This window comes from Arthrobacter sp. StoSoilB22 (genome assembly GCF_019977315.1).
Lineage (GTDB): Bacteria > Actinomycetota > Actinomycetes > Actinomycetales > Micrococcaceae > Arthrobacter.
Genome location: NZ_AP024652.1, coordinates 3401211 through 3424229, shown reverse-complemented (window position 1 = coordinate 3424229; position 23019 = coordinate 3401211). Strand labels below are relative to the sequence as shown.

General features: G+C 60.1%; 12 protein-coding genes. 6 read left to right on the top strand and 6 right to left on the bottom strand.

The window, feature by feature from the left end; genetic code table 11:
• Positions 1–63: 63 nt before the first annotated feature.
• Positions 64–3570, bottom strand: a complete 3507-nt coding sequence (locus LDN70_RS15895) for a hypothetical protein (RefSeq protein WP_223940737.1) — start codon at positions 3568–3570, stop codon at positions 64–66.
• Positions 3571–3987: 417 nt separating this feature from the next.
• Here LDN70_RS15895 and LDN70_RS15890 point away from each other — a divergent pair, with 417 nt between their 5' ends.
• The 3 genes from LDN70_RS15890 to LDN70_RS15880 all read left to right on the top strand — a co-directional run bounded on the left by LDN70_RS15890 (position 3988) and on the right by LDN70_RS15880 (position 5395).
• Complete coding sequence (locus LDN70_RS15890) at positions 3988–4392, top strand: VOC family protein (RefSeq protein ID WP_142938202.1); 405 nt, start codon at positions 3988–3990, stop codon at positions 4390–4392.
• Positions 4389–4670 carry a winged helix-turn-helix transcriptional regulator gene (locus LDN70_RS15885; RefSeq protein ID WP_166841697.1) on the top strand — a complete coding sequence of 94 codons (282 nt, stop codon included), beginning with the start codon at positions 4389–4391 and terminating at the stop codon, positions 4668–4670. Before LDN70_RS15890 ends, LDN70_RS15885 begins: the two co-directional genes overlap by 4 nt.
• 65 nt (positions 4671–4735) lie before the next feature.
• Complete coding sequence (locus tag LDN70_RS15880; protein ID WP_223940736.1) at positions 4736–5395, top strand: maleylpyruvate isomerase family mycothiol-dependent enzyme; 660 nt, start codon at positions 4736–4738, stop codon at positions 5393–5395.
• 16 nt (positions 5396–5411) lie between these two features.
• Here LDN70_RS15880 and LDN70_RS15875 read toward each other — a convergent pair whose 3' ends face one another.
• Complete coding sequence (locus LDN70_RS15875; protein ID WP_223940735.1) at positions 5412–6200, bottom strand: hypothetical protein; 789 nt, start codon at positions 6198–6200, stop codon at positions 5412–5414.
• Between the two features lie 232 nt (positions 6201–6432).
• Complete coding sequence (locus LDN70_RS15870; RefSeq protein WP_223940734.1) at positions 6433–6900, bottom strand: MarR family winged helix-turn-helix transcriptional regulator; 468 nt, start codon at positions 6898–6900, stop codon at positions 6433–6435.
• Positions 6901–6962: 62 nt separating this feature from the next.
• Here LDN70_RS15870 and LDN70_RS15865 point away from each other — a divergent pair, with 62 nt between their 5' ends.
• Positions 6963–7331 (top strand): VOC family protein, encoded by a 369-nt coding sequence (locus LDN70_RS15865; RefSeq protein WP_223940733.1) that lies wholly within the window; start codon positions 6963–6965, stop codon positions 7329–7331.
• A 72-nt stretch (positions 7332–7403) separates the two neighbouring features.
• Complete coding sequence (locus LDN70_RS15860; protein WP_223940732.1) at positions 7404–7616, top strand: DUF4177 domain-containing protein; 213 nt, start codon at positions 7404–7406, stop codon at positions 7614–7616.
• A gap of 18 nt (positions 7617–7634) precedes the next feature.
• On the opposite strand, the gene LDN70_RS15855 is transcribed toward LDN70_RS15860, so the two are convergent.
• Complete coding sequence (locus LDN70_RS15855; RefSeq protein WP_223940731.1) at positions 7635–10613, bottom strand: RCC1 domain-containing protein; 2979 nt, start codon at positions 10611–10613, stop codon at positions 7635–7637.
• A gap of 1868 nt (positions 10614–12481) precedes the next feature.
• On the opposite strand from LDN70_RS15855, the gene LDN70_RS15850 reads away from it, so the two are divergent.
• A complete protein-coding gene (locus LDN70_RS15850; RefSeq protein WP_223940730.1) occupies positions 12482–16888 on the top strand; it encodes an S-layer homology domain-containing protein in 4407 nt (1468 codons plus the stop codon).
• A gap of 130 nt (positions 16889–17018) precedes the next feature.
• Here the strand turns inward: LDN70_RS15850 and LDN70_RS15845 are convergent, their stop codons facing one another.
• Together LDN70_RS15845 and LDN70_RS15840 are read right to left on the bottom strand one after the other, a co-directional pair.
• Positions 17019–19793, bottom strand: coding sequence for an RCC1 domain-containing protein (locus LDN70_RS15845; RefSeq protein WP_353618939.1), 2775 nt, complete (start codon positions 19791–19793; stop codon positions 17019–17021).
• Between the two features lie 374 nt (positions 19794–20167).
• The gene (locus LDN70_RS15840) at positions 20168–22666 is read right to left on the bottom strand and encodes a carboxypeptidase regulatory-like domain-containing protein (RefSeq protein ID WP_223942668.1); all 2499 of its coding nucleotides are present in this window, start codon (positions 22664–22666) and stop codon (positions 20168–20170) included.
• Between the last annotated feature and the right edge of the window lie 353 nt (positions 22667–23019).

Sequence of the window (23019 nt, the reverse complement as noted above, 5' to 3'; positions counted from 1 at the left end):
TTGCCCGCCGGTTGGGCGGGGGACATATTTCAGCGCAACACCCACATCACGTCCGCATGCGACCTAAGGCTTTTTGCTATAGCTCATGGTGATTCCACCCGTGTAATAGACCACCTTCACTTTCACGGCAGAGGCAGACGTGTGCTTTTTGCCGTCCTTCCATTCGATGCCACCCTCGGTCTTCATTGTGATGATCTGTTTGTAGGCGAGATCCACTCCGCCGCCCAACTTCTTGGCCACTTCCTCGGACACCTCGTCGCTCTTGGTCGTCTCAAAGTCGAACTCGCCATACTCTGCCGTGGCCACAAGATAGAAGTAGTCGTACAGGTCGAAGTCTTCGCGGGGGATCTGGACCACGCCCCGGCCTCGGAGCTCGGCGTTGATGCCTACGCCGCCTAGAACTTCGCCGTTGATCTCAAGTGAGTAGCGCGGGTCGTCGTATTCATTGGTGACTCCAACTTCCAGCTGGCCCTGCCGCGAGTAATCCGTGGCTGTCAGAAAACCAACCGAGGCCCCACGTTGTTTGACATCAATGCCGAACCGGCCGATCAGGAGATTGTTGCCATAGCCCTTGAGATCGACGTTGAGTTTGATGGTGCTCTTGGACTTGCGGACTGGTTTGGCACCTTGGACGTTTTGCTGGACCTGTTTGCTGTAGTCCTTGTGCTCTTCTTGGGACTTATTGCCCTTGCGCGTCTCAGACTCAGACAGTTTGATGGCGTCCTGCGCCTGGCTGGGTGAGACTTGTTGTGCTTCTTCCCGCCGTTGCCTGATCATTTCTTTGGCAACCTCAGCCCCGGCTTGCGTTGTACCCAATTCGGCGTCTTTCTCCTGCTTATCCAGGCCCATCCCGTATTTGGCCTGGATGTCCCGGGCCTTATTGGCAGCCTCTGCGATCGCAATGGTGTTGTCGGAAAGCTTCTTCAACAGGTCCGCTACTTCTTGGCGGCCTGACATGTCACGGAAAATGTTGGGCGTCCCCAGGAGAGATAACGCTGCCGCGAGTCCGCCGGGATCAGGAGCCGGGCTGGGACTGACGATGTTCACTACTGCAGGTGGGAATGGTGTGGGAGCCACACCGGGCTGCTGCGGTTGAGGTTGGATGGGCGTAACCGGGTTGATGCCCGGCGCATCGATAGGTATGGGGTGCTCGTCCCACTTCCAGAAGCGTGTGTTATCGATCTCCTCTGAGACGTTGCAGTGGCCGAGCTTGCCTTCAGCGAAAACGCCCCGGGTTGGCATGGAAATCAGCCGCTCGGACTTGGCCGAGGCCAGCGGCAACCTCTCAAGTACAGTCTGCCGGTCCTGCTCACTCATGGCTGCAAGAACGGAGGTGGCCCATTGGCGGCGCGTAGGGTCGGTGCCGTTCAGTGCCGCGGCGATGTCCACCACCGTGGTGTCGTCCACTGCGGAGGGTTGCTTCGCCAGCCCATATGCCACGTAGCTTCCAAACACTTCCAAGGGTGTGGGGTCGACGTGGTCGGACATGACCTGCCCCGGCGACCATTGCTTCTTCTCGAAATCCTTGGCGATTGTGTTGGCATCGGTTCCGAGCATTAGGACGCTGTTGTAATAGCCTCGGTTCGTATCCAGATGGGCGACTAGACTCTGCAAAGCCACGTCGTCTTCGGCCGAAACGAAGTCATTACGGTTTGGTTTGAGTCCCACGGTGGTTGTGGTTGCTGAAGGAGGTTGTTTCGAAGGGAGCAACCCGGTGCTCCCACCGGCATCATCCAAAGTCCGGGTGCCGGAATCAGCGAGTATATTGATTCGCTCGTTCTCCACCGTCACCATCGTCACCAGGATGTTTGACTCTTGCCAATCACCGCCCGAGTTGATGTCCTTCAGTTTTACTTCGATGCCTCTGATGTCTTTCCAGGGGATAGCGACAGGTAGGGTTTTCTCGAATTCGGGGGAGGTTCCCTCGTCGCCAGCACCATCGCATTGGAACTCGAAAATCCGTCCGTCCAGTAGATGGAGCACCACGAAGACCGGTTCCGACGTATCGTCGGAGGTGGTGGTGAACTGGGCGATGAGCTTGACGAAGAGCTTTGCGCCCGGGTCGATCGTCTGGGTGTTCGCACCCCACTTCTCCACCTCGCGCTTCAGTTTTTCCTCACCCAGTACCACTCGAGCGACAGCGTCAAAACCTGCCGCCAGCTTTGGATCGAGAAGGAAGGGTTCGAGTTGGAATCTTCTGAGGAGAAGTGCTTTCGCCGTCAGGACCTGGGGGAGGTTTAGCGACATCTGGACCAGCACGGAGGGGCGACGGCGGACCCACTCAACAGTCACCCGGTAGTGCCGCAGCACCTCGTAGTAGAGGATCGTCAAAGTGTGGCTGTGGTTATAGTTCGAGAAGGTGCGGGTCTGGATACTTTCCTTCTCCTCCTGGCGGGCCTGGATGACAACTGTTGAGTTGATTTCACGCTGAGATGAGCTGGCCTGCGAAAAACTGTCGTTCAGTCGTTGGACGTTCTCCGCCGCTAGATCCCTGCTTCCGTCGCTGGTAGCCGTGGATCCTCCCAAGCTCCAGGTGTTTCCCACGGCGGCACCCAGCCCCACGACCCCCAGATTGGCACCTCCCGTGGCACCCGATGATCCAGCGGCGCCCGCCATAAACGAGCTCCCGTGTTGAAGTTCTTTGACCCCGGCCTTGACCGTCTCGGAAATGGTGCGGTCGCGGTGGGTCTGATGCAGCAACTCTTCGGTCATTTTAGTTTTCTCGTCACGCTTTGCGACGCTGTCCCAGGACCAGTCGATCACGGCCAGCTTTACGCTCTCCCCAGGTGCCAGCGGCAAGCTGTAGAGAATCTCGCCGAGGGAATGACCGAGGGAGAACCATGTGACTTTGTAGTCGTCTACGTAGGCGGCCTTAAACTCCTGCGGAACCCCGAAATTAGGGGGAACGTCCACCAGCCGCACCACTTGGCGGAGGACGAATTCCTGCAGCGCCAGGTTCGAGGGGACCATCTCCTCGCAACCGTCCGCTCCGAGGAGCGTCGTGGGAGTTGCTGCAAACGAGGCGGGGGAGAGCCTCCAGTCTGTAAGACTGGGATTTTGCAGTGCGCGGGGGCCCATGTTGATTAGCGAGGACGGCAGGGTATGCCACGATATTTTAAGTCGGGCGAGTATGGCGTCGGAGGAAAAGCGGGCCTGATCCAGCGCATCGAACCTGCCCGAATGGCCACTGGGATAGATCCACACGGCCAAGCTGGATGATGGTCCAGTGCCCAGCTGGCGGGCTTGGATGGCCTCCGAGAGCATCAACTGGACGTCCGCTCCCAGTCTTCGAAGATCGAACGAGACGTACCCCATATGGTCGGTGGTCAGTACACCTAGCGGCTCCGCCCATAAAGCGCTTTGGTCCGGAACCTCGGGCTCAGTTTCAAGGCCAAGTCGAGAAGCCGCTGCCCGTACCGCGTCCGCCATGAGGCGTTCTAGGTCCGCCACGGGAATCTCTGAAAGGCGCTCACGGCCCGCCGCCTCCAACACACTCTTGAGTGCTTCCTGGAATAGGTCGTTCACCATCTGACCTTGAGTTATCAGTCGCTCGCGGCTTTCCTTGCTCACGGTGGAAGCTAGAGCACGTAGGGCCGCATTCTCCACCCTGTCCCGACTGGCGCCGGTAGCTGAGGGGTCCACGCTTATAATTGCTGCGCGCAGGGGCTCCCTGAACCGTTCGTTGATAGGCGGTGGCGGAATTATCCGCGGAACCGCAACTTCTGCATAGAGCGGCAGCCGCTGGACGGGACGTCCCGTGTCCGGATCTGTGACGAAAATGCCCAGATGCGCCGGCACTGGAGAGCTGAATGATGCCATGATGCCACCTCGCTCGAGCTCCACCGGCTACAAACGGACCTTGCACGCGAACGTCTGATGGTGGGGTGGCCCACCTTACTCTTCGGATAGCCGCCCGGGAATACGGGAGTGGCAATGTAAAGCGTTAAGGCCTTGACGCCATACTTGCATTTTGCAAGTATGGGCCGCATGAGCCTCTTTATCACATGCCCGGTTGAAGACGTCGAGCGCGCGACAGCTTTCTATAACGCCCTCGGCTGGACCCTCAACACTGAGATGTCTGATCACAACGTGTCATGCTTCGCGATCGCCCCCGAGCAGTACGTCATGCTCGGTAGCCGTGAGATGTACGCGAGCGTCGGTGGCGCCGAGGAGTTGGTGGGCGGACCCGAAACCCCCTCGAAGGTCACAGTTTCATTCGATCTCGACAGCCGAGAGGCGGTGGACGAGCTTATCGAACGCGCCAGGGCCGCCGGTGGGCGGATCGGTGACACCGATGACTACCCCTTCATGTACCAGCGCCAATTCGATGACCCTGACGGCTACCACTACTCACCGTTTTGGATGAAGCCGGACGCCCAGCCGACGGCGTGAGCAACCTTGCCGCGGCCCTCGACATCGTTGGACCACGGTGGGCATTGCTTATCGTGGAGCGGCTGCTCGACGGGCCACAGCGTTACGGCGATCTGCAGCGCGACCTCGGGGTACCGACCAACATCCTCGCGACCCGACTGCGCGAGCTCGAAGCCGCCGGTGTACTGTCCCGCCTGCCGCTCCGGCATAACACCCGGGCCTACGCGCTGACCGATAAAGGGCTCGCCTTGCGCGAGGCGATCCTCGCGCTGGAACGCTGGGGCGGATGCTGTGCTTGAATGCGTCTATAAGAAGCGAGCGTGGGATTGAACCCACGACACTCATATGGAGGAAGCAGGAAGTTATGGGGAAACTTTCGGACGGCCATCTTTGGACCCTGGTTCACTCTGAGCGCGCAGCGCTGATGGAGGACTTGATGGGCCTTAGTGTGGAACAGTGGCGTCACAAGACCCTGTGCGGGCAGTGGGACGTGGAGCAAGTAGTCGCACATCTCACGGCAGCGGCGAGCCTTAACCAGTGGCAGTGGCTGCGCAGCATGCTCGGTGCGCGTTTCCGCCCCGACGTGCACAACCAGCGCAGGCTTGAGGAGCACCGTGGTAGCACCCCGGCCAAGACCTTGGACCGGTTTCGCTCCGTCATTCACAGCAGCATCGCACCGTCCTCCGATACTCCGGCGTATCTGGGGGAGGTAGTGGTGCATGCCCAGGACATCCGCCGGCCTCTGGGACTTCCACGCACTCCGAGCATTGACGCTTTGACGCCCGTCGCGGAGTTCTACGCCCGCCGGGACTTTGCGGTCGCCAGCCGCACGCACGCCGCCGACCTGCGGCTGGAGGCGAATGACGGTCCCTTCTCCGCAGGAACAGGACCACTGGTTACTGGTACGACCCTCGCCCTGGTGATGGCGATGGCCGGACGCCATAGCTACCTTGAGGACCTCCACGGCCCCGGTCTTCCTACTCTTCGCTCACGCCTGGACATCTCGGCCGCGAGATCCGCCTAGTTCCCCAGCCGCCCGTTCAATTACCGGGACCGAACGCGATCGAGTCGAAAACGGCGCGTGCCTCCCTCGTCAGCTCCGGATTGATCGATTCGTGGAATTGCACCACCCAGCTCACAGCGCGCTTGCCGTTTAAATCCACAACCCGGTAAGTTTCGCGCTCAGCGGCGCTCGAGTACCAGCGTGAGCATTCGTTTGAGAATTCAGAGTGGATGCAGAACTTATCGCGGTCGCAGCCTGTGATGTCCACGCCGCCCTTGACGAAGTGGTCGAACTCCAAGCCGGAGTAATCACCCACCTTGACCTTGACGGGAGGGGTGCTCGCCGTTGACGTCTGCGCCGTCAATGCGTCGACGAAGCTCTTAACCGACGGATCGACCTTGACGAGCGCCCCCTCCCAAGCGCATGCGTCCGTCGGCACATAGTCGGCGGGCCACCAACCCACGAAGACGCCCCATTCATCCGGGTGATTCGGGTCATCTTTGGCCACACCATCGCCGTCGTAAGTCGACCAACCGGCTGGGACTGTGATCTCGAAAGGCGCCGAGTAGCCCTTGACGAGGACCCGGTAGGTGCCGGCGTCGAGGTTGCCACTCTCCGGCAGCAGTGGGACTGTTTGGGGGGCGCCACCTTCAGTCTGTGCCGGGGCCGTGCGGGCCTCCGTCGTCGAAGAACTTGGGGACGGGAGGGAGGCGTCGTCGGGCTTGGAGTCACACCCTCCGAGGCATCCAATGAGTGCGATAACCAGCAAAGGTAAGAGATAGCGCCGTCTTTGAGTAGCCAGATCCAGGGGTGTCATGGGGCTCACCGATCCACCAAGCCGCTTTGGGGTACTGCGAGGCCCCGCAGCTCAGTGGCCTCGCGGGCGGTACCAGGTGGGATGCCGTCGCCTCAAGTCTCCTCCGGCACACAACCCAAGACAATAAGGGGTGTTAGTGGATCGGTTACGACGAATGCAACCCCATAAAAATGACAGGAGCCCACTGAAATCAGTGGTGAGGCTACTACCAACCGCAGGCACCGGCCCCGGCTGGATGGTCCTACTGATTCTCATGGGTGCCATCCAGTGCGTCGTCGCCCAATGAATGGATCATGCTTCGCAACGCCTTGAATGCGGCCTTTTGTTCGTCGTGCGTCATGCCAGCTAGCATCCTGTTTTCCACCTCGCGGACCGCAGCGCTCGCCGTCGAAAGGCTGCTCCGACCCAGCGGAGTCAGCTGCGCAGGAAGGACTTTCCCTACTCGGGCCTCCGCAGGGCGTGTCACATAGCCGTCGCGTTCCAAGGCTTGGAGCAGTACGTTCATGGATTGTCGGGTGACGAACGCGCCGCGGGCCAGCTCGGAGTTAGATAAGCCCGGGCGCTGCGCCAGGAGTTCCAGGCAAGAGTAATGGGTAATGGTCATGCCAAGTGGCCGCAGCGCTGCTTCCATGGAGGCGCGAAGGGCACTCGACGCTTCCTTCAGCAGATATCCCAGTGACGTGGTGAGGTCGATCCCGGGTTGACTCATGTCAGTATTCTGACATAGATTCGTCGTGTCAGATAACTGACAAAGAATCATAGGAGCATCACATGCCCGTCACCGGCCCCGACTTCATCTCACTCCAAGCGCGCGACCTCGACGCGTCTCAAGCGTTCTACGAGCAGTACCTCGGCCTTGTCCGCTCGCAAGCAGGGCCGCCCCACGCCGTCGTGTTCGACACGAAGCCGGTCACCTTCGCACTCCGCACCATCGCTCCGGGGACGGACCTGACGTCCGTTGATCAGCCGGGCGTCGGCGCCGCAATCTGGCTGCACGCCACGGATGTGCAGGCTATCCATGACTCGCTCCTGGCCGACGGCCACACCATCGTCGCCGCACCCATGGACGGTCCCTTCGGACGCACGTTCACGTTCGCCGATCCCGACGGCTACCACGTGACGCTTCACGACCGCGCCTGAAACCCATAGGTTCCCCACCGGCGTCGAGTAGCCTTGCACGCAACCGTCCAGCAACAGAAGGAAGTGGCGCAAATGCAGCAATACGTGGTTCTCCAGGTGATCCTGAAAGAAAAAATGTGGGGCGCCGGTTCGGGTAACCTGCCTTCCCTGGAAAGGGCCATCAACGATCAAGCCGCTAAGGGTTACAGGCTCCACACCATCACCACCGCCAGCAGCGGAAGCAAGGGCGTGATCGGCGGCGGCGATCGCATACAGGCGACCATGGTGTTTGAGCGCGTCGGCTAGGGCTCCACGCACGCCGGATCAGAAGGCCGGAACTTCCTGCGGAACGTAAGAGTCTGCAGTTGTGCCGTTTCCTAGTTGTCCCAGACCGTTCTCTCCCCAAGACCAGAGTCTTCCGTCGCCGGTTAGGGCATAGGACGTGTAGAGGCCTCCAGTGACGAACTGGACACCGTTTAGCTGCTGCACGCGAACCGGTGCGGTTGCGTTGTTTCGGGTGCCATCTCCCAGCTCCCCTGAATAGTTGTACCCCCAGGCCCAAAACTCATCTGCGCCGTTGGAAGCGAAGGCGCTATTAGTGTTAGCCCCTATGCTTTCCATGCCACTTAGCCCGGGGATCTGAACGGGGACATCGCTATATCCCTGGTATGTTCCGTTTGCCAACAGGCCAAGCCCGTTGTGACCCCAAGCCCAGACGGTTCCATCGTTGCGAAGGGCAAGGGCGCCATAGCTGGTGCCCACAATGTCCCGCACTCCGTCCAAGCCCGAAACCCTGACCGGTACCAAGGAGTTGGCGGTTGTTCCGTTGCCTAGCTGGCCCTCCCCGTTGTAACCCCAAGCCCACACTGACCCGTCGCTCTTGAGCGCGTAGCCTGAATTTCCGCCGCCCGAGATCTTGGTGACATCCGTAAGACCCTGCACCTGAAGGGGAGTGAGGCCTGTCCCCAGAGTGTGGCCTTGCCCTTGCTGGCCTTTGGTGTTGTTTCCCCATGCCCAAACAGTGCCGTCCGAGCGCAATGCGTAGGCTGTGTTCCCGTTAGTGGCGATACTCCTGACGCTGTTCAACCCCTGGACCTCGAGTGGAACCGATGAATATTGCCCACCATTTGAGTTGCCAAGTTGGCCGTAGTAGTTGCTCCCCCAGGCCCACACAGATCCGTCGCTCTTGAGGGCGTAGGCGTTGTATCCGTATGCTGCGACACCTGTGACCTTCCGAAGTCCCACAACCTGAGCGGGCACGTAGGTGGCATACGCATCGGAGCCTGTCCCCAAATTTCCGGATGCATTGAAACCCCATGCCCACAGTGTCCCGTCGGCTTTCAGAGCGAAGGCGCTCTCAATCCCAGCGGCCATCCCTATGACCCCGGTTGGTACCGGGTCGGACGGTTTGATGACGGGGGTGTTTTGGCAGGGGTTTGCGGTGAAGAGGGGCCAGGTGTTGGTTGCGGTGGCTTTCCATTCGCCGAGGTCGAAGCCGAGTATTTTGATGCCTGCCAGGACGCCGAGTCGGCCTTCGACGCCGAGTTCCAGGGGGCAGGTCCAGGTGAGGTCTTGTCCGCTGGCGGTGGTGACGGTGATGGTGGTGGTCGCGTAGGGGCCGATGCCGAAGGTGATCCCGGCGATGCCGTAGAGCTTGATGGTGGCATCGAAGTCCAGGGATGCTCGTGCGGTCAGGGATGCTGAGGCCTTGTACTCGTTTTCGATTCCTGCGGTAGTGGGTTTGTCGTTGACCAGGTTGAACGCGCCGTTGTTGTATTTGAAGCCGTGGTTGCTGGTGACGGTCTGGGATGAGGAGAACACCACTTCGGCGTTCCCGTCCAGGGAGAAGTTCGCGTTCATGGTCGCGTTGCTGGTCACTACTACCGGGACCGGGCCGGCCATGAACGTGAACGCGGAGTTCAGTTCGCCCAGTTTGGCGGTGACCTGGCCTTTCAAGGATCCCTGGGCCGTGAGGGAGTGTTCGGCTTTGATGGAGGGGGTGATGACCACGGAGACTTCCTTCAGGCTCAGGAAGGCGGTCTCCAGTGTCATTTTCGCTGTGGCTTTGGCCGTGACGGAGGACTTCAGGGTCACCGACCCGTCACCGGTCAAGGGCGCGTCGGGTTTGCCGAACTCGCCCTTGACGGTCCTGCTCAGGACCATGGATTTGTTGAACACTTCCGCTGAGGTCGCCGCGTAGGGCCGGGCCATGTCCGGTGTGGTTGCGGGGCCGGTTCTGGTTGATGTGGGGGCCGTGTCAGGTTCAACCACGACGTCGGGCGCGGGGATGAACTCGGAACTCACCGGGGTGCCGGTCACTTCGAGCAAACCTCCCGTGGAGACCACGGCCTCGGGCACGGTGGCGGGTTTGGTTTTCACCAGGGTGGTTCCGCCCGGGTCCCTCACTACCTGGACTACCCGGACCAGGAGCCCGTCCGGGGTGCCGGTAGTAACACCGGAGACCAGTACGTCATTGGGTTTGATGTCCGTGGCCTGATCCGAAGGCAACGCAATGGTGTTGGTGGTCACCTGGGCGGTTTGGAGTTGGGCGGGTTCCAGGACTTCAACATCCGGGGCCACCGTGACCGTCCCCGCGGCAGGGTTTCCCGGGTCGGCCGGGGTTTTCTGGCCCGCGTACCGGTAGAGGAACGCGGCCATCGCATCACGGGCGATCCCGTCAAAGGGCCGGTACTGACGCGCACCGTTACCAGCATCCCAGCCCGTGGAAATCCCGGCCCCGGCCAACCAGGTGATCTCCGTGTAGAACCCGCCACCGGCGGGAACATCCGTAAAAGGAGACACCGGTGGGGCCGTGAACGCTGGCTTGTCCGCGTACCGGTACAAGAACGCGGCCATCGCATCACGGGCGATCGGAGACAACGGACGATACTCACGCACCCCGCCATCGAGAGCCCAGCCGGTGGAAATACCCGTGGAGGCAAGCCAGGTGATTTCCTTATAAAACGCTGCCTCTACCGGGACATCCGTGAACGGCGACACCGTGGGCGGTGTGAACGCCGGGGACCCGGCATGACGGTACAAGAACGCGGCCATCGCGTTCCGGGCAATGGACTCCAACGGCCGATACTGCCGCACCCCGCCACCAACATCCCAGCCCGTGGAAATACCCGACGCGGCCAACCACGAAATCTCCGTCGCGAACTGCGACTCCGCCGGCACATCCGAGAACGACACCACGTTCTCCACCACCGGATCCGCAGCCACCGCCGACGGCACCACCAACAACCCCGGCACCACCACCACAACAACAGCAACCAACCACGCCACACCACGACGAAACACCGCAACCCCCACACACCGGCGACACCCAGAGAACACTCAGAAAACCACTAGATGGCAAATGCCGTCGAGAAATCAACAGAAACAGCAAAGATGTCGCAGAGTTGCTCAATCTGGCAGGCTAGGTTTTGCACGGTGCAGTGGGAACATGCCTTGCCTGCCTCGTTCGCAGCCGGTCCTCGTTCGGCGATATGCACTGCCCAAGATTGGCGTGCAAGTGGGTCGAGAATCCTCCAGTACCATGGGCTGAAACTGATCTCTGGGTTTGCGGGCAAACAAACATCATGCTGCTCGAATCACTTTGCATCTCAATGGGGGCTATCATCCGTCGTACTATCTTCGCCGTGCTCTGTGGAGCCCTTGCGTTCCTTCTTGCTTCCACATCAACTGCGCCTGCTGTTGCTTCCGCGGATGTGGCGGCCCCTGTGCTTAATAGCGTTTCGATGGTGTCGCCGGACGTTGTTGGTCCTGGGGATGCGGTGACGTTTGCTTGGTCTGCCTCGGATGCGTCTGCGATCAGTCACGTGGAGTTTTGGGCGTATGGGCCGTTCGGGAAGCTCCAACGCATTAGTGGGGGTGGGACTGACTCGCGAGTTGGAGACGTGAGCAGTGGTCATTCTTCGTTGACCGTCGACCCGCTAACTTGGCCCTCTGGTGAGTGGAGGGTTGAGTTTGTTGCTTATAGCGATGTCGTGGGAAATGCCCAAGATACGCGGTATGTCACGCCGAGTCCTGACCTGAATGAACTCACCTTTGAAGTAGTTGGTACGTCGGCGGATGTGGCGGCCCCTGTGCTTAATAGCGTTTCGATGGTGTCGCCGGACGTTGTTGGTCCTGGGGATGCGGTGACGTTTGCTTGGTCTGCCTCGGATGCGTCTGCGATCAGTCACGTGGAGTTTTGGGCGTATGGGCCGTTCGGGAAGCTCCAACGCATTAGTGGGGGTGGGACTGACTCGCGAGTTGGAGACGTGAGCAGTGGTCATTCTTCGTTGACCGTCGACCCGCTAACTTGGCCCTCTGGTGAGTGGAGGGTTGAGTTTGTTGCTTATAGCGATGTCGTGGGAAATGCCCAAGATACGCGGTATGTCACGCCGAGTCCTGACCTGAATGAACTCACCTTTGAAGTAGTTGGTACGTCGGCGGATGTGGCGGCCCCTGTGCTTAATAGCGTTTCGATGGTGTCGCCGGACGTTGTTGGTCCTGGGGATGCGGTGACGTTTGCTTGGTCTGCCTCGGATGCGTCTGCGATCAGTCACGTGGAGTTTTGGGCGTATGGGCCGTTCGGGAAGCTCCAACGCATTAGTGGGGGTGGGACTGACTCGCGAGTTGGAGACGTGAGCAGTGGTCATTCTTCGTTGACCGTCGACCCGCTAACTTGGCCCTCTGGTGAGTGGAGGGTTGAGTTTGTTGCTTATAGCGATGTCGTGGGAAATGCCCAAGATACGCGGTATGTCACGCCGAGTCCTGACCTGAATGAACTCACCTTTGAAGTAGTAGAGGAAAAATCGTCTGCGCCGCTGCGCGTCTCGCCCTCCGCGGTCACCTTTTCTGACAACGAGGGAACTGCTGAGGACTTCTACACAGTCCCAGTGACTACTGGTGTTACTTATATGGAAGACGATGCAACGATTCCGGCGGGTACATATCACGGAAGCGGTACTGTCAGGGTTATAGCCGTTCCAACTGCGGGCTATGAGCTGGCGCCCGGCGCTGTCTCGTCTTGGGAAACGACATTCAAGGTTGCAACTAATCAAACGGACCAACCCGACCTCTCGGTGCCTCCGTCCCTGGTTTGGTTTGAACGGATGTCGCCTGGTGTGGTCAGTAACGGTGACACTGTTTCTGTTGACTGGGAGGTGAAGGACGTTCCGGTGACCAGCGTGTTGTTCTACTACGTCGACTCCCTCGGTAAATCTAAGTACGTGATGTGGTCAGGGCCGCCTTCGTTCTCGGGTACAGCAACAGGCGTTATCGACACTGCGGAGTCAGCTGGTGGGGCCATGCGGATTCAGGAGATAGATCTCTTCACAGCGACGGCAACGGTAAATTATTATCCTGGCGGCGGAATCGCCACCAGTCCCTCAGGGCTGAAACGGCCTAGTCCGACAACCTCGGACTTCGCCGCGGCAGGAGTGACCATTCAAAGCGACGTTGATTTGTCGGTGCCTCCGTCCCTGGTTTGGTTTGAACGGATGTCGCCTGGTGTGGTCAGTAACGGTGACACTGTTTCTGTTGACTGGGAGGTGAAGGACGTTCCGGTGACCAGCGTGTTGTTCTACTACGTCGACTCCCTCGGTAAATCTAAGTACGTGATGTGGTCAGGGCCGCCTTCGTTCTCGGGTACAGCAACAGGCGTTATCGACACTGCGGAGTCAGCTGGTGGGGCCATGCGGATTCAGGAGATAGATCTTTTCACAGCGACGGCAACGGTAAATTATTATCCTGGCGGCGGAATCGCCACCAGTCCTTCAGGGCTGAAACGGCCCAGTCCGACAACCTCGGACTTCGCCGCGGCAGGAGTGACCATTCAAAGCGACGTTGATTTGTCGGTGCCTCCGTCCCTGGTTTGGTTTGAACGGATGTCGCCTGGTGTGGTCAGTAACGGTGACACTGTTTCTGTTGACTGGGAGGTGAAGGACGTTCCGGTGACCAGCGTGTTGTTCTACTACGTCGACTCCCTCGGTAAATCTAAGTACGTGATGTGGTCAGGGCCGCCTTCGTTCTCGGGTACAGCAACAGGCGTTATCGACACTGCGGAGTCAGCTGGTGGGGCCATGCGGATTCAGGAGATAGATCTCTTCACAGCGACGGCAACGGTAAATTATTATCCTGGCGGCGGAATCGCCACCAGTCCCTCAGGGCTGAAACGGCCTAGTCCTACAACCTCGGACTTCGCCGCGGCAGGAGTGAATGTTGGGCCGTTGCGCTTGAGCCCCGAGGCTGTGACGTTCGCGGATGTTGATGGGACGGAGGACGACACATACACAGTTCCGGAAACGGCCGGTGTTGAGTACCTGATTGAGGGGAATGCCGTCGCTGCTGGGACGTACCCGGGTTCCGGAACGGTGACCGTGACGGCCAAGGCCATAAGGGACTACATTCTTGCCGAGGGCGCGGCTTCTGAGTGGACCCACGAGTTCAAGGCGACCCCGTTTGTGGTGACCGCTGCCCCGGTGGTGTTCACGGATGTTGATGGCACGAAGGGCGACACGTACACGATTCCTGCCACGGAAGGCATTGAGTATCTGGTTGCTGGGAACGTTGTCGCCGCAGGGACGTATCCGGGTTCAGGAACGGTGACTGTGGCTGCCAAGGCGGTAACGGATTATGTTCTTGCTGAGAGCACAGCGTCTGAGTGGTCGCATGGATTCAAGGCGACACCGTTCGTAGTGACCCCGGCTCCGGTGACGTTCACGGATGTGGATGGGACGAAGGACGACACGTACACGATTCCTGCGACAGTAGGGGTTGAGTACCTGGTTGGCGGGAATGTCGTTGCGGCTGGGAAGTACCCGGGTTCCGGGACGGTAACCGTCACCGCCAAGGCGCTCACGGATTACGTCCTAGCCGCCGGTGCCATGACGGAGTGGGCCCATGAGTTCAAGGCGACACCATTTGTGGTGACCCCCGCCCCGGTGGCGTTCACGGACGCTGATGGGACGACGGACGACACGTACACGATTCCTGCGACAGTAGGGGTTGAGTACCTGGTCGGCGGGAACGTAGTCGCTGCCGGGACCTACCCAGGCTCCGGGACGGTAACCGTCACCGCCAAGGCGCTCACGGATTACGTCCTAGCCGCCGGTGCCATGACGGAGTGGGCCCATGAGTTCAAGGCGACACCATTTGTGGTGACCCCCGCCCCGGTGGCGTTCACGGACGCTGATGGGACGACGGACGACACGTACACGATTCCTGCGACAGTAGGTGTTGAGTACCTGGTTGGCGGGAATGTCGTTGCGGCTGGGAAGTACCCGGGTTCCGGGACGGTAACCGTCACCGCCAAGGCGCTCACGGATTACGTCCTAGCCGCCGGTGCCATGACGGAGTGGGCCCATGAGTTCAAGGCGACACCATTTGTGGTGACCCCCGCCCCGGTGGCGTTCACGGACGCTGATGGGACGACGGACGACACGTACACGATTCCTGCGACAGAAGGTGTTGAGTACCTGGTTAGCGGGAACGTTGTTGCGGCGGGAACCTACCTGGGTTCCGGGACGGTGACGGTCAGCGCCATGGCACTCACGGATTACGTCTTAGCTGCCGGTGCCATGATGGAGTGGTCGCAGGTGTTCAAAGTGACCCCCTTCGTTGTGACGCCAGTTTCTGTGGTGTTTTCCGATGTGGATGGGACGAAGGACGACACGTACACGATTCCTGCCACTGAAGGTGTTGAGTATCTGGTTGGCGGAAACGTTGTCGCGGCTGGGAAGTACCCGGGTTCCGGGACGGTGACGGTCACGGCCAGGGCACTGACGGATTACGTGCTCGCTGAGGGTGCTGTTTCTGAGTGGTCGCAGGTGTTCAAGGCGACCCCGTTTGTGGTGACCCCCGCCCCGGTGGTGTTTTCCGATGTGGATGGGACGAAGGACGACACGTACACGATTCCTGCCACTGAAGGTGTTGAGTATCTGGTTGGCGGGAACGTTGTCGCGGCTGGGAAGTACCCGGGTTCCGGGACGGTAACCGTCACTGCCAAGGCGCTCACGGATTACGTGCTCGCTGAGGGTGCTGTTTCTGAGTGGTCGCAGGTGTTCAAGGCGACCCCGTTTGTGGTGACCCCCGCCCCGGTGGTGTTCATGGATGTGGACGGGGCGAAGGACGACACGTACACGATTCCTGCCACTGAAGGTGTTGAGTATCTGGTTGGCGGAAACGTTGTCGCGGCTGGGAAGTACCCGGGTTCCGGGACGGTAACCGTCACTGCCAAGGCGCTCACGGATTACGTGCTCGCTGAGGGTGCTGTTTCTGAGTGGTCGCAGGTGTTCAAGGCGACCCCGTTTGTGGTGACCCCCGCCCCGGTGGCGTTCACGGACGCTGATGGGACGACGGACGACACGTACACGATTCCTGCGACAGTAGGGGTTGAGTACCTGGTCGGCGGGAACGTAGTCGCTGCCGGGACCTACCCAGGCTCCGGGACGGTAACTGTCACCGCCCGGGCACTCACGGATTATGTGCTCGCCGAGGGCGCAACTTCCGAGTGGTCGCAAGTATTCAAGGCGACCCCGTTCGTGGTGACCCCGGCTCCGGTGACGTTTACGGATGTTGATGGGACGAAGGACGACACCTACACGGTCCCCGCAACGGCTGGGGTTGAGTACCTCATTGCCGGGAACGTCATCGCTGCCGGAACGTACCCGGGTTCCGGCACAGTAACGATCACCTCAAGGGCAATAAGTGACTATGTGCTCGCTGAGAGCGCGACCGCTGAGTGGGTCCATAAGTTCAAAGTCACTCCATTCGTGGTGACCCCGGTTCCTGTGACGTTCGCGGACATGGACGGCACGAAGGATGACACGTATACGGTCCCCGCAACGGCGGGCGTTGAGTACCTGGTGGGTGGGAACGTCATCGCGGCCGGAACGTACCCGGGTTCCGGGACGGTGACCGTCACCGCCCGGGCACTGACGGATTATGTTCTCGCTGAGGGCGCGACGTCTGAGTGGTCGAAGGTGTTCAAGACCACCCCGGCTCCCGTGGTGTTCTCGGATCTTCCCGTTGGCGCCCAGTTCTTTGATGAGATTTCGTGGTTGTCTGCTCAGGGAATCTCCACTGGCTGGACGGAGGCCGATGGTTCCAAGTCGTTCCGTCCGGTTCAGGCCGTGAATAGGGATGCGATGGCAGCGTTCATGTACCGGCTTGCCGGTTCACCGGCATTCAACGCTCCGGCAGTGTCTCCGTTCGCGGACATCACGCCCAGCACACAGTTCTATAAAGAGATCACGTGGTTGGCGTCCCAAGGGATTTCGACCGGCTGGGTCGAATCGAACGGTTCCAAAACATTCCGGCCGGTACAACCGGTGAACCGTGATGCGATGGCTGCGTTCATGTACCGCTTTGCCGGGAAACCGGCGTTCGTGGATTCCCAGGTCTTTGTCGACGTGCCGCCGGGCGCACAGTTCCACGCCGAAATCAGTTGGTTGGCCGGTGCCGGCATCTCCACAGGCTGGACCGCCGCGGACGGCTCCAAAACGTTCCGGCCGCTCGTCCCGGTGACCCGCGACGCCATGGCAGCGTTCATGTACCGGTACCACCAGAAGTACATGAACAGCTAAGCGGCGATAGCCGCCTCGTCGCATGAAAAGAGCGACGCCGGAGGTCAGGTTTGGATTTCAACCTGACTTCCGGCGTCGTCATCTAGTCGTCTGGACCGGTGCGAGAGAGTTCTAAGCCATCAAGCAAGATTTACAGCGGTGAGCCTTGCACCCCGAACGCAACTGGTCTCGCCCGGTTTTCGTATGTCCCATCACCTAGCTGTCCAAATTCGTTCCAGCCCCACGCCAAGGCATCACCGTTTCCCAATACGACGTAGGCACAAGCGGTTCCAGCGGAAATGGCAACTGCTCCGGTAACTCCTACAACAGGAGTGGGGAGGTGCCGCTCGGCGGTACCCCCACTTCCCACGGCACCCAGCGTGTTATAGCCCCAACCGCGGACCGTTCCGTCGTTCATGAGCGCGTAGCCGTTTCCGTCGCCGCCCTCGATAGCTGCTACGCCGGACAGCCCAGCGATTGCCACGGGCAGTGAACGCCAGGTTGTGGTTCCATCGCCAAGCTGCCCCCAACTGTTGCTGCCCCAAGCCCGCGCCGTGCCATTCGTTTGGAGTGCGTAAGCAGTGCCGTTTCCAGCCGAGATTGCTTTGACACCGGCGAGGTTGCCGACCTTCACAGGGGTCAGTCGCTCAGTCGTCGTGCCATCGCCAAGCTGTCCTGAGCCGTTGTCACCCCATGCCCATACCGTTCCATCACTCTTCAGTGCGTAGTTTGAGCTTGATCCTGCAGCGACGGCCGTAATGCTTGAAAGCCCCGGTAGTTGTTGCGGCACGGGACGAGTCTCGGCATGCATGGCGTCCGCACCCATTGTGTACAGGCCCCATGCCCACACCGATCCATCCTTCTTTAGCGCAATAGCTCCGTAATAGGTTGCCGCTACATCGATCACGTCGCTGAGTCCTTGGATTCGGGCAGGCGTGGATCGGGAATTGGTTGTTCCGTCACCGAGCTGATTTGTGGAATTGTCACCCCATGCCCAAACAGTGCCATCCGACTTGATGGCGTAGGCAGTCTGATAACCGCCCACAACAGATTTGACCCCGCTGAGGCCAGGTACAGGTCCCGGCAGATTCCGCCAGGGCATACTGCCTGCCCCCAGCTGGCCGGAGTCGTTCCTGCCCCACGAACGCACAGTTCCATCGACCTGAACCTCATAACCAACTCCCATGTACCCTCCCGTCAGGTATCGCTGACTGTTCCCCTCAGTCGGCTCGGGTGTGGGTGTGGGTGTTGGTGTTGGTGTGGGGTTTGTTGGTTGGGGTTTGATGACGGGGGTGTTTTGGCAGGGGTTTGCGGTGAAGAGGGGCCAGGTGTTGGTTGCGGTGGCTTTCCATTCGCCGAGGTCGAAGCCGAGTATTTTGATGCCTGCCAGGACGCCGAGTCGGCCTTCGACGCCGAGTTCCAGGGGGCAGGTCCAGGTGAGGTCTTGTCCGCTGGCGGTGGTGACGGTGATGGTGGTGGTCGCGTAGGGGCCGATGCCGAAGGTGATCCCGGCGATGCCGTAGAGCTTGATGGTGGCATCGAAGTCCAGGGATGCTCGTGCGGTCAGGGATGCTGAGGCCTTGTACTCGTTTTCGATTCCTGCGGTAGTGGGTTTGTCGTTGACCAGGTTGAACGCGCCGTTGTTGTATTTGAAGCCGTGGTTGCTGGTGACGGTCTGGGATGAGGAGAACACCACTTCGGCGTTCCCGTCCAGGGAGAAGTTCGCGTTCATGGTCGCGTTGCTGGTCACTACTACCGGGACCGGGCCGGCCATGAACGTGAACGCGGAGTTCAGTTCGCCCAGTTTGGCGGTGACCTGGCCTTTCAAGGATCCCTGGGCCGTGAGGGAGTGTTCGGCTTTGATGGAGGGGGTGATGACCACGGAGACTTCCTTCAGGCTCAGGAAGGCGGTCTCCAGTGTCATTTTCGCTGTGGCTTTGGCCGTGACGGAGGACTTCAGGGTCACCGACCCGTCACCGGTCAAGGGCGCGTCGGGTTTGCCGAACTCGCCCTTGACGGTCCTGCTCAGGACCATGGATTTGTTGAACACTTCCGCTGAGGTCGCCGCGTAGGGCCGGGCCATGTCCGGTGTGGTTGCGGGGCCGGTTCTGGTTGATGTGGGGGCCGTGTCAGGTTCAACCACGACGTCGGGCGCGGGGATGAACTCGGAACTCACCGGGGTGCCGGTCACTTCGAGCAAACCTCCCGTGGAGACCACGGCCTCGGGCACGGTGGCGGGTTTGGTTTTCACCAGGGTGGTTCCGCCCGGGTCGCGGACTACTTGGACTACCCGGACCAGGAGCCCGTCCGGGGTGCCGGTAGTAACACCGGAGACCAGTACGTCATTGGGTTTGATGTCCGTGGCCTGATCCGAAGGCAACGCAATGGTGTTGGTGGTCACCTGGGCGGTTTGGAGTTGGGCGGGTTCCAGGACTTCAACATCCGGGGCCACCGTGACCGTCCCCGCGGCAGGGTTTCCCGGGTCGGCCGGGGTTTTCTGGCCCGCGTACCGGTAGAGGAACGCGGCCATCGCATCACGGGCGATCCCGTCAAAGGGCCGGTACTGACGCGCACCGTTACCAGCATCCCAGCCCGTGGAAATCCCGGCCCCGGCCAACCAGGTGATCTCCGTGTAGAACCCGCCACCGGCGGGAACATCCGTAAAAGGAGACACCGGTGGGGCCGTGAACGCTGGCTTGTCCGCGTACCGGTACAAGAACGCGGCCATCGCATCACGGGCGATCGGAGACAACGGACGATACTCACGCACCCCGCCATCGAGAGCCCAGCCGGTGGAAATACCCGTGGAGGCAAGCCAGGTGATTTCCTTATAAAACGCTGCCTCTACCGGGACATCCGTGAACGGCGACACCGTGGGCGGTGTGAACGCCGGGGACCCGGCATGACGGTACAAGAACGCGGCCATCGCGTTCCGGGCAATGGACTCCAACGGCCGATACTGCCGCACCCCGCCACCAACATCCCAGCCCGTGGAAATACCCGACGCGGCCAACCACGAAATCTCCGTCGCGAACTGCGACTCCGCCGGCACATCCGAGAACGACACCACGTTCTCCACCACCGGATCCGCAGCCACCGCCGACGGCACCACCAACAACCCCGGCACCACCACCACAACAACAGCAACCAACCACGCCACACCACGACGAAACACCGCAACCCCCACACCTTGGGAAAATAATCAGGACGAAAGAAGGGGCTGCCATTGACGGCGGCACCCGAAGGTACGAGAAGGCCGGCACCACCTCTTGTGGTGCCGGCCCGCTCGCTTGCTGAGGACTAGCTCGGGTTGAACTTCCCGTTATAGCGGTACATGAAGGCAGCCATCGCGTCGCGGTTGACGGCATTCAGCGGGCGGAACGTCTTGCTGTTATCCGCTTCTGTCCAGCCAGTGCTGATGCCTTGAGCTGCCAGCCAAGTGATCTCCTTGTAGAACTGGCTGCTGGTGGGCACATCGGTGAACGGTGACGAACTCGGGGGATCGAAGGCGGGTTTCCCTGCCAGCCGGTACATGAAGGCTGCCATCGCATCCCGGTTGACCGCCTGAAGGGGACGGTAGGTTTTGCTGCCGTCCGACTCTGTCCAACCGGTGGAGACACCCTTGTCAGCGAGCCACGTAATTTCCTTGTAGAACTGGCTGCTGGTGGGCACATCCGTGAACGGTGACGTGGCCGGGGGAGTGAAGGCTGGTTTGCCTGCCAGCCGGTACATGAAGGCTGCCATCGCATCACGATTGACGGGGGAGAGCGGCCGGAACGTTTTGGAGCCATCCGCCTCGGTCCAGCCGGTGCTGATTCCGGCCGATGCCATCCAGGTAATCTCTGTGCTGAACTGCCCGCCCGCTGGCACGTCGGCGAAGCCGGTGCCTGGGTTGCCAGCGGCAGCGAAGCTCAGAGTGCCGATGTCAGTGTTTGTTCCCACTGTGGTGGCCACTGCTGCTGCTGCCCCTTCGGTGGTCACGTTCCCGGAAAATATGGGTCCCAGGGACCCGCTCGGCCGGGTGGCGATCATGTTGGCAGAGACTAGGTAGCTGCCGGTGGTCAGCCCTGTCACCGTGAAGGTTCCATCCGCGATGGTATTGGCTCCCCGGGTTACCAGAGAGCCGTCCTTGGTGTAGACGCGAACGGGGACGTTGTTCAATGGCTGCCCATCGGTGCCCACAACCTTGCCGGTGAGTGTGCCGCCGGTCTTGGACGTGCTTGTCAGACCCGACTTGGTTTCGCCGGTGGCTACGGTGACTTTCGTGGCAGAGGATGTTCCCGCGGATTCGGATTTGTCCTTGAAGAAGGAAGCCTCCACCGTAGTGGTCAAGCCGCTCGAACGGTTGAATTCGATGGAGTAAGACCCCGCAGGAAGGCGATCGAAAGAGAAACTGCCGTTGCCCGCCACCTGTGACTGAGTGACAATGCCGGCCGGCCCCACGAGGGTAGCGAGGGTAGCTTGGCTGGAAGAGCCAGCCGGAACACTGAGGGTGCCTGACACTGCGGCGCCCTGGACCAGCGCCTCGTTTGCCACGGTCTGTGTTTGGCCGGTGGTAACGGTGACCGCGGTTGACGCTGATGCATCCAGCTTCTGGCCCTGCCACTGCTCAACGAGGTTCTGGTTATTTGCTGAGTACTGCAGCTTGTAGGACCCAGCGGGGAGCCCGCCAATGGTGAACGCACCTGTCGTGTCGGTTTGCGCGCTGCCCATCCACGTGAGGTCACTTGGGGCTTTCGCCATGACCAAGATGTTCGCCGGTGAGAACCCGGCAGGGACGGTCACCTTGCCTTTGATTTTTGCAGCGGCAATCAGCGTCTGGTTTATTCCCGTGACCGGCTGCAGGGCCGGAACGTTGACCAAGGTGGTTGTGTCCTGGGTAGCACCAACGGGTCCGTAGAAGGAAGAAAGGATCGGCGATTCGTTGCCGCTCCAACCGAAAGACACTTTGTAGGAGGCCGGAACCAGCCCTCCTACGCTGAACTCCCCGTTTGCTTTCGGATTGGTGTACCCACCCGGATCGGACGGCTTGGCGGCGTTGCTGAGAGAGACAGACACTTTAGTCACGTCCACGCCTGCGGGCACGGTAACTTTCCCGGTCACTATTCCGGCTGGTGCCAAGGTAATGTTCTGGCCCGTGACGTTGCCCTGTTTAGGAACATTTACCAGGGTGGCTGTTTGCCATGTGATCCCGCCAAGGTAGGTGGAGATAATCGGGCTCGGAGTCGAATCCTCTCCAAATCCTGCCCCCCAAAAGAAGTTCAACCTGTACTGCCCGGCAACCATATTGGAAAGTGAGTACGTACCGTCTGCGTTCAGTGAAGCCCTGTAAGAGCTGTACTCGCCATCGCGTGTAGCGTCCACAGTAATTTTGGTGGCATCGACGCCGGCAGGGACGGTCACTTTGCCGCTCACCGTTGCGCCGGTGTTCAGTACTGCTGAGACGTTGGTGCGTGACTGCCCAGCGACCAGTGTCACTACTTGGGCTGCAGAGGCCAGCTCCTTGTCGTCGTACCACTCTGGAACGTTGACAGGTGCACCCCCGTTGGGGCCGTAGGCGTAAAACTTCAACTTGTACGATCCAGGTTCCAGACCATCGATTGTGTAGTTTCCCGAGTCACTCCAAATCGAGGATCCATCAACGTATTGATCATCTTTGTAAGCGTCAACGTAAATCATGTTGGCACTGAGACCAGCCTGCATCTGCACGCTACCGCTGATGCTCGCAGTTCCCGCAGCCATGGCGGCCGGTGCGCCGGAGAGGGATGCTGCGAGAAGTGACAGACCGGCCACGGGCACAAGTAAGTGCCGGGAAATTTTCGGTTTTTTCAAAGGTGCCCCCATATATTTGTTTTTCGACGCCGAGTCAAGTCAAGTTGTTGCGTCTGCCACATGCTATTTCTTGTACGGCGGGTCTGTCGATCATGGGGGAAAATAGTGCAATCATTACGTCGCATTTGGGAGTCAACTTTCGGTAATGACCGATTAGCACTCATTAGTGTGACGTTATTTATCGCAGCACCCCTGGTTTTGCTTCCGGACGGCCTGCACAGGTTTGTGTTGCCAAAACTGACTATTTTGTTTATCGCCCTGTGCGTGGGTCTTCTGGTCCCCGCCACCGCAAGACTTGGGCGTCCTGTGGCGCTAATTCT